The sequence below is a fragment of the Roseateles sp. P5_E1 genome (genome assembly GCF_054049335.1).
This window is the reverse complement of sequence record NZ_JBFUMN010000004.1, coordinates 159451-171995: the sequence shown is the minus strand read 5'-3', so window position 1 is coordinate 171995 and position 12545 is coordinate 159451. Positions and strand designations below refer to the sequence as shown.

Annotated in this window: 13 protein-coding genes; 5 read left to right on the top strand and 8 right to left on the bottom strand. The window is 67.4% G+C overall.

Annotation, left to right across the window (positions count from 1 at the left end; genetic code table 11):
* Positions 1 to 51: 51 nt before the first annotated feature.
* A complete protein-coding gene (locus ACXJKJ_RS06650; protein WP_457389542.1) occupies positions 52 to 1785 on the bottom strand; it encodes a long-chain-fatty-acid--CoA ligase in 1734 nt (577 codons plus the stop codon).
* A gap of 62 nt (positions 1786 to 1847) precedes the next feature.
* A complete protein-coding gene (locus tag ACXJKJ_RS06645; RefSeq protein ID WP_457389541.1) occupies positions 1848 to 2549 on the bottom strand; it encodes an FFLEELY motif protein in 702 nt (233 codons plus the stop codon).
* 35 nt (positions 2550 to 2584) lie between these two features.
* Between ACXJKJ_RS06645 and ACXJKJ_RS06640 the strand changes: the two genes are divergently transcribed.
* Positions 2585 to 3448, top strand: a complete 864-nt coding sequence (locus ACXJKJ_RS06640; RefSeq protein ID WP_457389540.1) for an esterase/lipase family protein — start codon at positions 2585 to 2587, stop codon at positions 3446 to 3448.
* Here ACXJKJ_RS06640 and hppD read toward each other — a convergent pair.
* Entirely contained in the window at positions 3400 to 4539 is a 1140-nt protein-coding gene (gene hppD / locus ACXJKJ_RS06635; RefSeq protein ID WP_457389539.1) for a 4-hydroxyphenylpyruvate dioxygenase, read from the bottom strand. The two genes, ACXJKJ_RS06640 and hppD, sit on opposite strands and share 49 nt — an antisense overlap.
* Positions 4540 to 4659: 120 nt before the next feature.
* Between hppD and ACXJKJ_RS06630 the strand changes: the two genes are divergently transcribed.
* Both ACXJKJ_RS06630 and ACXJKJ_RS06625 read left to right on the top strand, forming a co-directional pair.
* A complete protein-coding gene (locus tag ACXJKJ_RS06630) occupies positions 4660 to 5142 on the top strand; it encodes an Lrp/AsnC family transcriptional regulator (RefSeq protein WP_056205021.1) in 483 nt (160 codons plus the stop codon).
* Positions 5143 to 5174: 32 nt separating this feature from the next.
* Positions 5175 to 5723: an RNA polymerase sigma factor gene (locus tag ACXJKJ_RS06625; protein ID WP_457389538.1), complete on the top strand. Its 549-nt coding sequence runs from the start codon at positions 5175 to 5177 to the stop codon at positions 5721 to 5723.
* Positions 5724 to 5736: 13 nt separating this feature from the next.
* Here ACXJKJ_RS06625 and ACXJKJ_RS06620 read toward each other — a convergent pair whose 3' ends face one another.
* The 4 genes from ACXJKJ_RS06620 to ACXJKJ_RS06605 all read right to left on the bottom strand — a co-directional run bounded on the left by ACXJKJ_RS06620 (position 5737) and on the right by ACXJKJ_RS06605 (position 8237).
* Entirely contained in the window at positions 5737 to 6579 is an 843-nt protein-coding gene (locus tag ACXJKJ_RS06620; protein WP_457321657.1) for an HDOD domain-containing protein, read from the bottom strand.
* 305 nt (positions 6580 to 6884) lie between these two features.
* The gene (locus tag ACXJKJ_RS06615) at positions 6885 to 7121 is read right to left on the bottom strand and encodes a hypothetical protein (RefSeq protein WP_157282183.1); all 237 of its coding nucleotides are present in this window, start codon (positions 7119 to 7121) and stop codon (positions 6885 to 6887) included.
* A 75-nt stretch (positions 7122 to 7196) separates the two neighbouring features.
* Positions 7197 to 7388, bottom strand: coding sequence for a hypothetical protein (locus ACXJKJ_RS06610; protein ID WP_157256283.1), 192 nt, complete (start codon positions 7386 to 7388; stop codon positions 7197 to 7199).
* Positions 7389 to 7673: 285 nt separating this feature from the next.
* Positions 7674 to 8237, bottom strand: a complete 564-nt coding sequence (locus tag ACXJKJ_RS06605) for a hypothetical protein (protein ID WP_457389537.1) — start codon at positions 8235 to 8237, stop codon at positions 7674 to 7676.
* Positions 8238 to 8385: 148 nt separating this feature from the next.
* Between ACXJKJ_RS06605 and ACXJKJ_RS06600 the strand changes: the two genes are divergently transcribed.
* Positions 8386 to 8814 (top strand): nuclear transport factor 2 family protein, encoded by a 429-nt coding sequence (locus ACXJKJ_RS06600; RefSeq protein ID WP_457389536.1) that lies wholly within the window; start codon positions 8386 to 8388, stop codon positions 8812 to 8814.
* Between the two features lie 3 nt (positions 8815 to 8817).
* Here ACXJKJ_RS06600 and fusA read toward each other — a convergent pair whose 3' ends face one another.
* Positions 8818 to 10881: an elongation factor G gene (gene fusA, locus ACXJKJ_RS06595; RefSeq protein WP_457321675.1), complete on the bottom strand. Its 2064-nt coding sequence runs from the start codon at positions 10879 to 10881 to the stop codon at positions 8818 to 8820.
* 63 nt (positions 10882 to 10944) lie between these two features.
* On the opposite strand from fusA, the gene ACXJKJ_RS06590 reads away from it, so the two are divergent.
* Complete coding sequence (locus ACXJKJ_RS06590; RefSeq protein WP_457389535.1) at positions 10945 to 12354, top strand: M28 family metallopeptidase; 1410 nt, start codon at positions 10945 to 10947, stop codon at positions 12352 to 12354.
* Positions 12355 to 12545 lie beyond the last annotated feature (191 nt).

The window sequence follows — 12545 nt, the reverse complement described above, 5'->3', positions numbered from 1 at the left end:
TGTGTCCGGCCTCAGTGCCTCCCCCTCAAGGGCAGCAGGCACTGGGAATGCTCAGGCCGTATTGGTGCGCAGTTCGCGGCGCAGGATCTTGCCGACGTTGCTCTTGGGCAGTTCGTCGCGGAACTCGATGAACCGGGGCCGCTTGTAGGCCGTCATCTGTGCCGTGCAGTAGCTGGCCAGGTCTTCCTCGGCCAGCGCCGGGTCGCTCTTGACGACGAAGAGCTTGACCGCCTCGCCCGACTTGGCGTCCGGCACGCCCACCGCGGCGCACTCCAGCACGCCGGGATGCATGTTGACGACCTGCTCGATCTCGGTCGGGTAGACGTTGAAGCCACTGACCAGGATCATGTCCTTCTTGCGGTCGACGATACGCACATAGCCGCGCTCGTCCATGATGCCGATGTCGCCGGTCTTGAAATAGCCGTCAGCGCACATGACGTTGGCGGTCTCGTCCGGGCGCTTCCAGTAGCCGGCCATGACCTGCGGGCCGCGGATGCAGATCTCGCCGCGTTCGCCGATCGGAAGGTCGCGGCCGTCGTCGTCGCGGATGGCGATCTCGGTGGACGAGATCGGCAGGCCGATGCTGCCGTTGAAGGCGCGCTGGTCCAGCGGATTGATGGTCGCCGCCGGCGAGGTCTCGGACAAGCCATAGCCTTCGACCACCGGGCAGCCGGTGACCTTGAGCCATTTCTCGGCCGTGGCCTGCTGTACGGCCATGCCGCCGCCGTTGGAGATGACCAGCTCGGAGAAGTCCAGCCGCGAGAAGCCCGGCTCTGCGGCCAGTGCATTGAACAGCGTGTTGACGGCAGGGAAGATGTGGATCTTGTGTCCGCGCAATGTCTCGATGAAGCCGGGGATGTCGCGCGGATTGGGCACCAGGATGTTGAGGTGGCCCATGCGCGCACCGAGCATGAAGCAGGCCGTCAGCGCGAAGATGTGATAAAGCGGCAGCGCACAGACGTTGGTGAACTGCATGTTCTGGTCGGGCAGCCGGGCCAGCATGGGCTGGAACCAGGCCTCGACCTGCAGGATGTTGGCGACGATGTTGCGGTGCAGCAGCGTGGCGCCCTTGGACACGCCGGTCGTGCCGCCGGTGTATTGCAGGAAGGCAACGTCGTCGGGCCCGAGCTCGGGCTTCTTCAGGTGCAGGCGCTCGCCATGGGCGAGGGCCTCATTGAAGCGCACGACGGTGCGGCCGTCGCCGGCTGGCAGGCGGAACTCCGGCACCATCTTCTTCAGGTGGCGCACGGCAAAGTTGATCAGCGGGCCCTTCCACCAGTTCAGCAGGTCACCCATGGAGGCGAGCACGACATGCTTCACGTCGGTCGCGTCGATGACCTCGGACAGCGTGTGCGCGAAGTTCTCCAGCACGACGATGGCGCGCGCGCCCGAGTCCTTGAGCTGATGCTCCAGCTCGCGCGGCGTGTACAGCGGGTTCACGTTCACGACGACGAAGCCCGCGCGCAGGATGGCCGCGATGGCCACGCCGTACTGCAGCAGGTTGGGCATCATGATCGCGACGCGGTCGCCCTGCTTGAGCCCCTGGGCCTGCAGCCAGGCGCCGAGCTGCATGGAGAGCTGGTCGATCTCCGAGAAGCGCATCCGCTGGCCCAGGCAGATGGCGGCATCGCGCGAGGCGTGCTTGCGGAAGGCCTCGTTGAGCAGGTCGACCAGCGAGCCGTAGACGCGGGTGTCGATCTGCGCCGGCACGCCTGCTGGGTAGCTGGCCAGCCAGGGCTTGGCGCGGGATGTCACTTCGGTGACTTCGGCAAGGACGGCGGTCATCGAGAGCCTTCTGACGTGCTTGGCGTGAAGCCTTCGATGTTGGGACGCCGTGTTACATCAAGCTAGGGGAGTTGCCCTAACGCGGATGCATCACCGCGAAACAATGCACGTGCGAGTGTGTCCTCACGGTGTCGCACAGTGGACAGGAACTCGCCGGCGCCCCGCATGTCGCGGAAAGTGTCGAAGCCGCCTTCGAGAAAGCTCTGCAGCGCGCCCAGGCCCGCCATCTGCGCGGGGCCGCGCATCAGCCGCAGCGTCTGGCGCAGCAGCGGCTTGCGGGTCAGCTTGTCCAGCGACTCGCCCACCGCCATCGTCAGCTCGATCTGCCGCTGCCTCGACGCGGGCTCGCCGCAGGCGCGCCAGGCAATGGCGTATTCGTCGGGCTTGATATCGGCTGACAGCAGGTGCTCGGCCATGCGCGTATCCAGGCGTTCGGACAGGGCGTGCAGCTGCGCGAGCTTGGCGACCGTGTCGACGACCTCGGCGGGAAAGAGGCGGGTCAGCGTCGGGATGACGCGGGCGAACTGCGCATCACGCTGGCGGTAATCGTCGGGACCGTAAAGCTCGTGCAGGAAGAAGCGCGTGGCCGCCTCATAGCGTGGGTTGGCGAGCAGATCGGCATAGGTGGCCGCAAAGCGGCGCTGCTGGAAGGCCTTCACGCTCTGGACGCGGGCCTCGAGCTCGGGGTCGGCAGCACGGCGGGCGCGTTCTGCGTCGACGGCGCGCAGTTCCTTCAGCAGGGATTCGGCACTCAGTTCATCCATGGGTCGGCGGAATTCTGCCTTCCTACACTCGGGCGATGAACGGACGACTGCAAAGGATCTGGGTATTGCTGCGGCTGGCCCTGGCGCTGGCCGTGGGCTGGCGCTTCGGCTGGGGCTGGGGGCTGCTGACGCTGGGCCTGCATGCGCTCATTCTGGCGGGGGGCTTCCTGCAATTGCGCTGGGTGAACCGGCCCGCACCGGCCTGGGGGCAACTGCTTCGCGCCTGGGCCCGGGAGGTCGTCGCCAGCGAGTTGGCCTTCTCATGGCGCCAGCCCTGGCGCGAATGGGCCGAAGCGGATCATCTGCCGGCGGGCGCCGGGCAGGGCGTGTTGCTGGTGCACGGTTTTTCCTGCAATCGTGGCCGCTGGAATGGCTGGATGGAGCGCCTGCGCGAGCAAGGTGTCGCTTTCGTCGCGCCTTCGCTGGAGCCGGCTTTCGGCAGCATCGATGCCTATGCGGACGAGATCGAGGCCGGCGTGCAGCGGTTGAAGGCACTGACTGGCCGTATGCCCATTCTTTGCGCCCACAGCATGGGCGGCCTGGCGCTGCGGGCCTGGTGGCGCCGCTTCGGCGCGGGGCATGAGGCGCCGCACGTCATCACGCTGGGTTCACCCCACCAGGGCACGCGCATGGCGGCGCTCGGTCTGGGCGTCAACACGCAGCAGATGCGCCTGGGCAATGCCTGGCTGGCGGCGCTGCCGGGTCTGCCTGACGTTGACTGCTTCTGGACGCCCTGTGACCAGATCGTCAATCCGGCGGAGCGGGCGATCCTGGCCGGCGCGCGGGCGCACCGGCTCGATGGCGTCGGCCACATGGGCCTCGTCCACTCGGACGAGGCCTGGCAGTGTCTTCAGACGGCCTTGGCGGGCTCGTCCTTCAGCACACCGCGGCGGATCTGATCCAGTTCGATGCTCTCGAACAAGGCCTTGAAATTGCCTTCGCCGAAACCCTCGTTGCCCTTGCGCTGGATGAGTTCGAAGAAGATCGGACCGATGACTTCCTTGGTGAAGATCTGCAGCAGCAGCTCGTTGTCCACGCCCAGGTGGGTGGCGCCGTCGATGAGGATGCGCAGGCGGCGCAGTTCGTCCACGTTCTCGCCGTGGCCCGGCAGGCGCTTGTCGATGAGGTCGAAATAGGTCTCGATGGTGTCCTGGAACTGCACGCCGGTGCTCTTCATGCCCTCGACCGTGCCGTAGATGTCGGTCGTGCCCAGCGCCACGTGCTGGATGCCCTCGCCGTGGTACAGGTCCAGGTACTCGGCGATCTGGCTCTTGTCGTCGCTGCTCTCGTTGATCGGGATGCGGATCTTGCCGCAGGGGCTGGTCATGGCCTTGCTCTTCAGGCCGGTCAGCTTGCCCTCGATGTCGAAGTAGCGCACCTCGCGGAAGTTGAAGAAGCGCTCGTAGAACTCCGACCATTCCTTCATGCGGCCGCGGAAGACGTTGTGCGTCAGGTGGTCGATCTCGGTCAGGCCGTGGCCCACCGGGTTGGGGTCGACCGGCTGGCCCTGCGCGTCCAGCAGCGGCACGAAGTCCACGTCATAGATCGAGATATTGCCGATGGCACCGGCGCCCGCGCCGCCCTTGCCCTGCCAGCGGTCGACGAAATAGATCAGCGAGTCGCCGATGCCCTTGATGGCCGGGATGTTCAGCTCCATCGGGCCGGCCTTGTTGTCGAAGCCCCAGGCGCCCAGCTCCAGCGCGCGTTTGTAGGCATGGCCGGCGTCCTGCACGCGAAAGGCGATGGCGCAGATGGACGGGCCGTGCAGGCGCGCGAAGCGCTGCGCGAAGGAATCGCTCTCGGCGTTGATGATGAAGTTGACGCCACCCTGGCGGTACAGCGTCACGCTCTTGTGGCGGTGCTTGGCGACGGCCTTGAAACCCATGGTCTCGAACAGCTTGCCCAGGCCCGCCGGATCGGGCGCGGCGAACTCGATGAACTCGAAACCATCGGTGCCCATCGGGTTGTCCCAGGGGGTGAACTTGGCCATGAAAGTCTCCAGCGGCGTGATGCTTGAAAACGAAAATTCTGCGGCGCGGTTCGCGCAGGTTTCATGCATTCTTCGGCGCGGACTCGGCCATCGGCGCAGGAAACATGCAAAATCACGGCCATGGAAGCCGCCATCGAGCTCGACGCCATTGACCGCCGCATTCTGCGCGCGCTGCAGCAGGATGGCCGCCTCACCTATGACACGCTGGCCGGCGAGGCTGGGCTGTCGTCTTCCGCCGTGCTGCGCCGCGTGCGTCGCCTGGAGGAGGCCGGTGTGATCGCCGGCTATGTCGCGCTGGTGGCGCCGGCGCGCATCGGCCTGGGCCTGACCGCCTATATCAATGTCAGGCTGGAGAAGCAGACCGACAACCCGCTGCGCAATCCGCGCGACCTCTTCCGCGCTGCCGTGCAGACCTGGCCCGAGGTGGTCGAGTGCGCGGCGCTGACGGGCGAGATGGACTATCTGCTGCGCGTGCTGGTGCAGGACATGCAGCACTACGCCCGCTTCATCAGCGACACGCTGCTGATGCACCCCAGCGTGCAGGACTGCAAGACCAGCTTCGTGCTGGAACGGCTGAAGAACACGACCGCTGTACCGGTTTGAACCTGTGCGCCGGCCGGTGGCATTCACCGGCCATGACCACGGTCGACCGGTACCGTTCCCGCCCTGGCACGTCGCTGCCCGACGTCGGCCTGGTGCTGGGCTGGCTGCCCCGGCTGCACCGCTATGCGCGGTCGCTGCGGCGCAACCGCGAGGACGCTGATGATCTCGTGCAGGACACGCTGGAGCGCGCCTGGTCGCGCGCCGGGCTCTGGCAGGGCGTGGGCGACATGCGCGGCTGGCTGTTCAGCATCATGCACAACCTGCACGTCGACGCTTTGCGCCGTGGCCGGCTGGATGTGGTGGACCTCGACAGGCAGGCGCTGGACATCCCCGTCGCTGCAGCGCAGTCCGAACGCCTGGCTCTGCGCGACCTGCACAAGGCCCTGGCGACCTTGCCGGTGGAGCAGCGCGAGGTGCTGCTGCTGCTGGCCGTCAACGGCATGGCCTATGCCGAGATCGCCGCGGCCCTCGGCATTCCCGTTGGCACCGTGATGTCGCGGTTGTCGCGCGGTCGCACGAGGCTGCGCGGCCTGATGGCCGGGAATGTGCGGCGGCCGAACTTTCAGGGGAGAAGGGAATAGCCCGGCGTTGGCGTCAGTCGAATTCGTGAAGCAGCTTGAGGGCGTGCGCTTCGCTGAGGTTGAGCAGTTCGGCGATGTCGTGCAGATCATCCGGCACGCCCGCGTCATCCCAGCCCCGCGCCGTGTGCCGCGCCAGCCGCACAGCCAGGTGCACGCAGCGCACCTGCGGGTTGCGGCCGTCTTTCTCGCTGGTGATGCGCGCGAGCAAGTCCGGCAGATGCCAGCGTCGCATCAGGGCCTGCTCCAGTTCGGCCAGTTCAATGCCCAGCACCTGGCGCTGGGCAGCCGTGCTGCGCAGATGCCTGTCGGCGTCCTGCAAGGCGGCGATCTTCAGCGCCAGCACGGGCGCATGTACCCACAGCAGCATCTCGGCGAAGTCGTGCAGCAAGGCGGCGCTGTGGATGACGGCGGCATCGGGGTCGGCCCGATGGGCCGCAAAGCCCAGCGCGAAGCGCGAGGCACGTTCGGCGCGCTGCATGACACGTGACAGCCCGAGCAGGGCCTCGTCGTTGTCAGCCAGCACCAGCTCGAGCGTCGGCTGCGGACCGAAGTCGCGGAAAAAGGGGGTGATGCCCATCAGCACGATGGCAGCGGTCACTGTTTCGGCGTCGGCCCTGAGCCCGGAAGTGCTGCCGCGCCGCCGTTCACTGGCATGGGCCAGCACCTTCAGCGTCATCAGCGGGTCGGTGGCGATCATTTCTCCCAGGCCGTGGGCGTCGACGTCGTCCTCGGTCGCGCGCATGTGCTCAAGCGACTCGGCCGTCTCGGCCAGTACGGGGATCTCGGCCCGCGCAAAGGCGTCCACCCAGGCCTCCAGGCTGTGGAGTGGCGCGGTCAGGCAGAGGCGGTCGGACATGGGGCCGATGCTAGGCCTGGGCGGGGCCGCCTGCTCGTCGGAGGCGGCCCCGTTTTGCCAACCATTTCAGCTTTGACGGCACCCCTATCTCGGGGCGAGCGCCGGGCTGCCATGGGCCAGAGGCCCATGGCCTGTCGTAGGCACAAGCAGTCCGCAGGGACTGCTTGTGTCCGACTCCAGTTCCCAAGCCGGCCCGGCTGGCGATGTGCTTGCCGGTCAATACGGCAAGCATCGCCGTCCCCTCGGGGGACCGTTCGCACTTGCCGGCGTTCAGCTGGAGCAAGAGCAAACGAGGGGCGACTTTCCTACAGCCTGCGCACGCCTTCCAGCCGGGCGGTCAGCTGGCCATCGACGTAGAGCGCGCCTTCAGGCGCGCCGGCTTCGGCGTAGAACTCCAGATGGTTGCGGGCACGGCGCCGGCGGTAGGCCGGCGAGAACACCAACCGGATGGCACGGGCCGCGCGCTTGACGCGGGTCCAGCGGCGGGCCCAGGCGGCGTGGGTTTCGGCGGCATCGGGGCCGCTCAACTCGATCAATCTCATGAGGGTCTCCTTGGCGCCGGGCCGGCCCTCATGACATGGATCGGTCATGGCTGAGGGGCAGGCGGCGCGCTGTGGTCAGGGGCTGTCGTCGGGGAAGCGGTCGCGCAGCAGGCGTCGCAATTCGAGGCGGGCTTGCTGGCGCTGGGCATGGGCGTCGTGCGCGCTTCGGTGGGCGCCGGCCTGGCGTTGCATGGCCGGTGCCACCAGCGGATTGCGCGGTTTGAGCGCTTTGATCTGCAGGGGACGCGGGGAGGTGAATTGGGGCATGGCGTGCTCCGGTTGGGGCCGCACGTGGGCGGCGGGCAATGCGGCGGCTCGGCCCGGGGTGGCGCCTGCGTTTGCATGGATGAGTTGGGGCCCGGGGCTTGCGCTCGAGGCAAGCGGGCCGGGCGGTCAGAGGGCTTGGTTGTGCGACCTCGCTGTGACGGGAGAACTGCAACACGCCACAACTTGCGCAAATGATAAACAAACGTTGCTCTTGCGCAAGCGGTTTTTATCCAACACCCCTAACGTGAGTAGTACCGGCCGTCCAGTGATGGATGCGCGGAAGGATCAGCGCTTCTTGGCCTTCAGCGGCGCGACGCGCGCCTGCAGCTTGCGCCACTCGTCGAGCTCGGCCTGCGGACTGGGCGCGGCCGCCTTCACCGGCACGGGTGCCGGTGTGGTCGAGGGCGTCAGCACCTCGCCGAGCAGATCCAGCAGCCGCGTGCGGGCACGCTGCGGGTGGCGGCGGTAGTAGGTCAGCACCAGCCCGATGATGAAGCGCTCGTCGTCATCTCGGGGCATGCTGGGCGAGTCGCTTGCCGCAGGCGCTGCTACAGCAGGCATGGCCGGTGCCTCGGCGGCCATTGCACCGTGCTCGATGTCCATCCAACCCGGCGCCTTGTGACAGAGCTGCTCGAACTGCCGCGCCAGGCGCTCGCCGATCTGGCGCGAGCGGCCCTTGATCTGGCTCCAGTAGCTGGGCTGAATCTGCAGCCTCTCGGCGAAACGCCTTTCCAGGCCACGCAGGGTGGCGGCATCGGCATTCTTGACGGTGGCGCTGACGAACTCTTCGAACAGCCGCATCGCGTTGTCCAATCGGATCTGCGCGACGTCGCGGGGGGCGCTGGGCATGGGCCGCAATGATAAATGGATCTTCACCTTCACTTCTGCGCGATCCCGGGTCGTAGGACGGTTCCGACCCAGCTGAGCCGGCAACTCCTACTGAATGCCCGCCAGGCTGCACCCATATTGAGGTTTTAGGCCGTCAAAGGAGATTGGCATGCATACCGCAGACAGCACTCTCATCGCGCTGGAGAAGAAGTTCTGGCAGTCGATGGTGGACGAAGACACCGACACCGCAGTGGCGCTGCTGGACGAACCGGCGCTGATGGTGAGTTCCCACGGCGCCATGCAGTTCGATCGCAAGCAGTACAAGCACATGGCGGAAGAAGGCCCGATGGTCATCAGATCGTTCGAGTTCAGCGACATGCAGGTCATGCACCCGAATGACGACACCGCCGTGCTGACCTATCGAGTCAAGCAGGCCATCGCGCCTCGCGGCAAGTCGGAGGAGACGGAGCAGGAGATGGCCGACTCGTCCGTCTGGCTGCGCAAGGATGGCGAATGGTTGTGTGTCATGCACACGGAGACCGAGGTGGACGCCAAGGCCAAGCCGGCCAGGAAGACCACCGCCAAGGCCAAGCACTGAAGCTCAGTCCCCTTCGTCGTGCGCCTTGTAAGCGCCGACGAGGGCGGCCTGCGTGTTCGGCGGCACCGGCTCGTAGTGCGACAGCAGCAGCGTGTAGCGCCCTTCGCCTGCCGTCATCGCGTTCAGCCGCGTCTGGTAGCTGGCCAGTTCGGCCAGCGGTGCCAGGCCCTGCACGATGAGGCTGCCCGGTACGGCGGAGCGCGTGCCGTTGACTTGGCCGCGGCGTGAGGCGAGGTCGCCGGTGATGTCGCCGATGCCGTGCTCGGGCGCGGTGATCTCGACCTGCACGATGGGTTCCAGGATCAGCGGCCGGGCCTCGCGCACGGCCTCGATCAGCGCGCGGCGGCCGGCAGTGACGAAGGCGATTTCCTTGCTGTCCACCGAATGGTGCTTGCCGTCGTAGACGACCACGCGCAGGTCCACCAGCGGATAGCCGGCAATGACGCCACTGGCCAACGCCGAGCGCACGCCTTTCTCGACGGCCGGCATGAACTGGCCCGGAATGGTGCCACCCTTCACCGCGTCGACGAACTCGAAGCCGGCGCCGCGCTCCAGCGGCTCGACGCGCAGATAGACCTCGCCGAACTGGCCCGCGCCGCCGCTCTGCTTTTTGTGGCGGTAGTGGCCTTCGGCCGGCGCCGAGATCGTCTCGCGGTAGGCGATGCGCGGCGGCTCGGTGAGGACTTCGCTCTTGTAGAGCTCGCGCAGTCGCTCCAGCAGAAGGCGCAGATGCAGTTCACCCAGGCCGTAGACCAGCGTCTGGTGCGTTTCACCGGCCTGTTCGATGCGCAGGCAGGGGTCTTCCTCCACCAGCCGGGCCAGCACCTCCCAGAGCTTCTGCTCATCGCCGCGGCGCGCGGGGCTGATGGCCAGGCCGTGCACCGGGGTGGGGAAATCCAGCGGCTTCAGGTAGATGTGCTCGTCCTCTTGCGCGTCATGCAGCACGGCGTCAAAGGCGAGGTCTTCCACCTTGGCAATGGCGCAGAGGTCACCCGGCAAAGCCTCGTCAATGTCGACATGCTTGGCGCCCTGCAACATGAAGAGGTGTGCGACGCGGATGGGCTTGCGCGCATGGCCGACGAAGAGCAGGCCGCCCTTGGCGACGCGGCCCTGATGCACGCGCATGACGCCCATCTTGCCGAGGTAGGGGTCGGCGACGATCTTGAAGATATGGGCCAGCACATGGCCGGCTGGATCGGGCCGGGCGGGGTAGGGCGTGGGCTCCGTGCCCTTGCCTTCCAGAAAAGGGGGCGGGTTGCCCTCGGCCGGGTTCGGCATCAAGGCTTCGATCGCCGACAGCAGCTCGCCAATGCCGGCGCCGGTCTTGGCTGAGCAGAAGCAGACCGGGATCAGATGCCCTTCGCGCAACGCCTGCTCCAGCGGCGCATGCAGCTCGCGCGGGTCGACGTCGCCATCGGTCAGATAGCGGTCGACAAAGGCCGCGTCCACCTCCACGACCTGTTCCACCAGCGCGCGGTGCGCTTCGGCCACGGACGAAAAATCGGCGTCCCCGGACGCCGCGAAGAAACAGTCGGCGACGCGCTTGGCGCCGCTGGCCGGCAAGTTCAGTGGCAGGCACTCCTTGCCAAACACCTCGCGAATCTGGGCGAGCAGCCCGGGCAGGTCGGTGTCGGGGCAGTCGATCTTGTTGACGACGATGAGGCGTGTCAGCCCGCGCTCGGCGGCGGCGGCCAGCAAGCGCTGGGCCATCAGCTCGATGCCGTTCTGGGCGTTGATGACGACGATGGCGGTGTCCGCCGCCTCCAGTGCCGGCAGGGCCTGGCCGACGAAATCCGGCGCACCAGGCGTGTCGATGGCGTGCACGCGGATGCCGCCATGGGTGAAGTGGGCGAGGCTGGATTGCAGCGAATGGCCCAGGCGCCGCTCCAAAGGATCATGGTCGCTCACCGTGCTGCCGCGCTCGATGCTGCCGGCCTGCGGGATGGCGCCGGCATGGGCCAGCAATGCGTCCAGCAACAGCGTCTTGCCGGCCGCCGCCGGCCCCACCAGCGCGACCGTTCGGATGGTGCTCACTCGCGAATCCAGGCTCGTCTCGCTCATCGGAATCTCCTCAGTGGCGTTGGCAGAGTAGAAGAACGCGGCCAACCCGGCAAGGGCAGAATCGTTTGCATGCAAGCCCGATTGACCGCCCTCATACTCTTCCCCCTGCTCGCCGCCACGGCCCAGGCCCAGTCTGCGCCGGCCGACGAGCTGAAGGCCATGCTGGCCGAAGTCAGCCCGGCCCGCATCGAGTCGCGTATCCGCCGGCTGGTGGCCTTTGGCACGCGCCATACGCTGTCCGACATCGCCTCCGACACCCGCGGCATCGGTGCCGCGCGCCGCTGGATCACGGCGGAGCTATCCAACTGCTCCAGGCTCGCCGGCGGGCGGCTGCAGGTGGAGGAGCAGAGCTTCATCGAACCGGCCGGCAACCGCGTGCCGCAGGCGACCGAGCTGGTGAATGTCGTCGCCACGCTGCCGGGCCGCGGTGCGTCGAAGAGCCGCGTCCTCGTCGTCAGCGGCCACTACGACTCGCGCAACAGCGACGTCATGGATTCCCTGGGCGAGGCGCCCGGCGCCAACGACGACGCCTCCGGCACGGCTGCGGTCATGGAGCTCGCCTGCGTGATGGCTGGGCGCCAGTTCGACGCGACCCTCGTCTTCATGGCAGTGCCGGGTGAGGAGCAGGGCCTGCTGGGCGCGGCGCAATGGGCGCGCGAGGCACGTGCTGCGGGCACCAACGTCGAGGCCATGATCACCAACGACATCGTCGGCAGCTCGCGCGGCGACGCGGGCCAGGCCGACCCCAAACGCCTGCGCCTGTTCGCCGACGGCCTCGACCCGCTGGTGCGCCTGCTGACCGCCGCCAACGCCAACCGCCCCGCCAGCGACGCCGACGCCAGGTCCGTTGCTGCCATGCAGGCCGAGCTGCTGCCGTTGCTGCAGGCCGGTGGCAACGAGGACCTGCCGACCCACCAGCTCGGCCGCCACCTCAAGGCGGCCGCCGAGGCTGCCATGCCTGGCTTCACGGTCCAGCTCATCCAACGCCGCGACCGCTATCTGCGCGGCGGTGACCACATCCCCTTCCTGGAGCGTGGCTATGCGGCGGTGCGCTTCTCCGAACCCTTTGAGAACTTCGCCCACCAGCACCAGAACCCCAGGACCGAAAACGGTGTCGTGTTCGGTGACCTGCCCGAGTTCGTTGACTTCGCCTACGTGGCCGATGTGGCGCGCGCCAACCTCGCCGGCCTGGCCACGCTGGCCTGGGCGCCGGCGCCGCCCAAGGGCGTGAAGCTGGACGCCCGCGAGCTGACCAACGATTCGACGCTGGAGTGGCAGGCCAGCGACGACCCGGAGGTGGCCGGCTACCGCATCGTCTGGCGTGACACCGACTCGGCCGCCTGGCAGCAGTTCAAGGACGTGGGCCGGGCCACGCGCTCGACGCTGCCGGTGTCCAAGGACAACGTCGTCTTCGGCGTGCAGTCAGTCTCGAAGAAAGGTTATGCCAGTCTGGCGAGCTACCCACTACCGCGGCGCTGACGAACGCTGACGCCCGGTCGCCAAAGGCAACCCTTGCTTACTGCGGCGGGCGTGGCGATGGACGAATATTCAGCCGCCACCACCGCGAGGGCTGATGCATTGAGCATGACCGCCTTGCCCGTGTCGCCCCTGGCCGTCCACTGTCGAGCCGCGGCGATGAGGCGGTGATGGCTCGGGCGCGACAGCCGGTT

Bases quoted from the DNA above. Each gene is read 5' to 3' on its own strand.
- hppD (WP_457389539.1), bottom strand. From the start codon at position 4,539: ATGGCCAAGTTCACCCCCTGGGACAACCCGATGGGCACCGATGGTTTC.
- ACXJKJ_RS06600 (WP_457389536.1), top strand. From the start codon at position 8,386: ATGCATACCGCAGACAGCACTCTCATCGCGCTGGAGAAGAAGTTCTGG.
- ACXJKJ_RS06640 (WP_457389540.1), top strand. From the start codon at position 2,585: ATGAACGGACGACTGCAAAGGATCTGGGTATTGCTGCGGCTGGCCCTG.
- ACXJKJ_RS06645 (WP_457389541.1), bottom strand. From the start codon at position 2,549: ATGGATGAACTGAGTGCCGAATCCCTGCTGAAGGAACTGCGCGCCGTC.
- ACXJKJ_RS06650 (WP_457389542.1), bottom strand. From the start codon at position 1,785: ATGACCGCCGTCCTTGCCGAAGTCACCGAAGTGACATCCCGCGCCAAG.
- ACXJKJ_RS06615 (WP_157282183.1), bottom strand. From the start codon at position 7,121: ATGAGATTGATCGAGTTGAGCGGCCCCGATGCCGCCGAAACCCACGCC.
- ACXJKJ_RS06610 (WP_157256283.1), bottom strand. From the start codon at position 7,388: ATGCCCCAATTCACCTCCCCGCGTCCCCTGCAGATCAAAGCGCTCAAA.
- ACXJKJ_RS06620 (WP_457321657.1), bottom strand. From the start codon at position 6,579: ATGTCCGACCGCCTCTGCCTGACCGCGCCACTCCACAGCCTGGAGGCC.
- ACXJKJ_RS06590 (WP_457389535.1), top strand. From the start codon at position 10,945: ATGCAAGCCCGATTGACCGCCCTCATACTCTTCCCCCTGCTCGCCGCC.
- ACXJKJ_RS06630 (WP_056205021.1), top strand. From the start codon at position 4,660: ATGGAAGCCGCCATCGAGCTCGACGCCATTGACCGCCGCATTCTGCGC.
- ACXJKJ_RS06625 (WP_457389538.1), top strand. From the start codon at position 5,175: ATGACCACGGTCGACCGGTACCGTTCCCGCCCTGGCACGTCGCTGCCC.
- ACXJKJ_RS06605 (WP_457389537.1), bottom strand. From the start codon at position 8,237: ATGCCCAGCGCCCCCCGCGACGTCGCGCAGATCCGATTGGACAACGCG.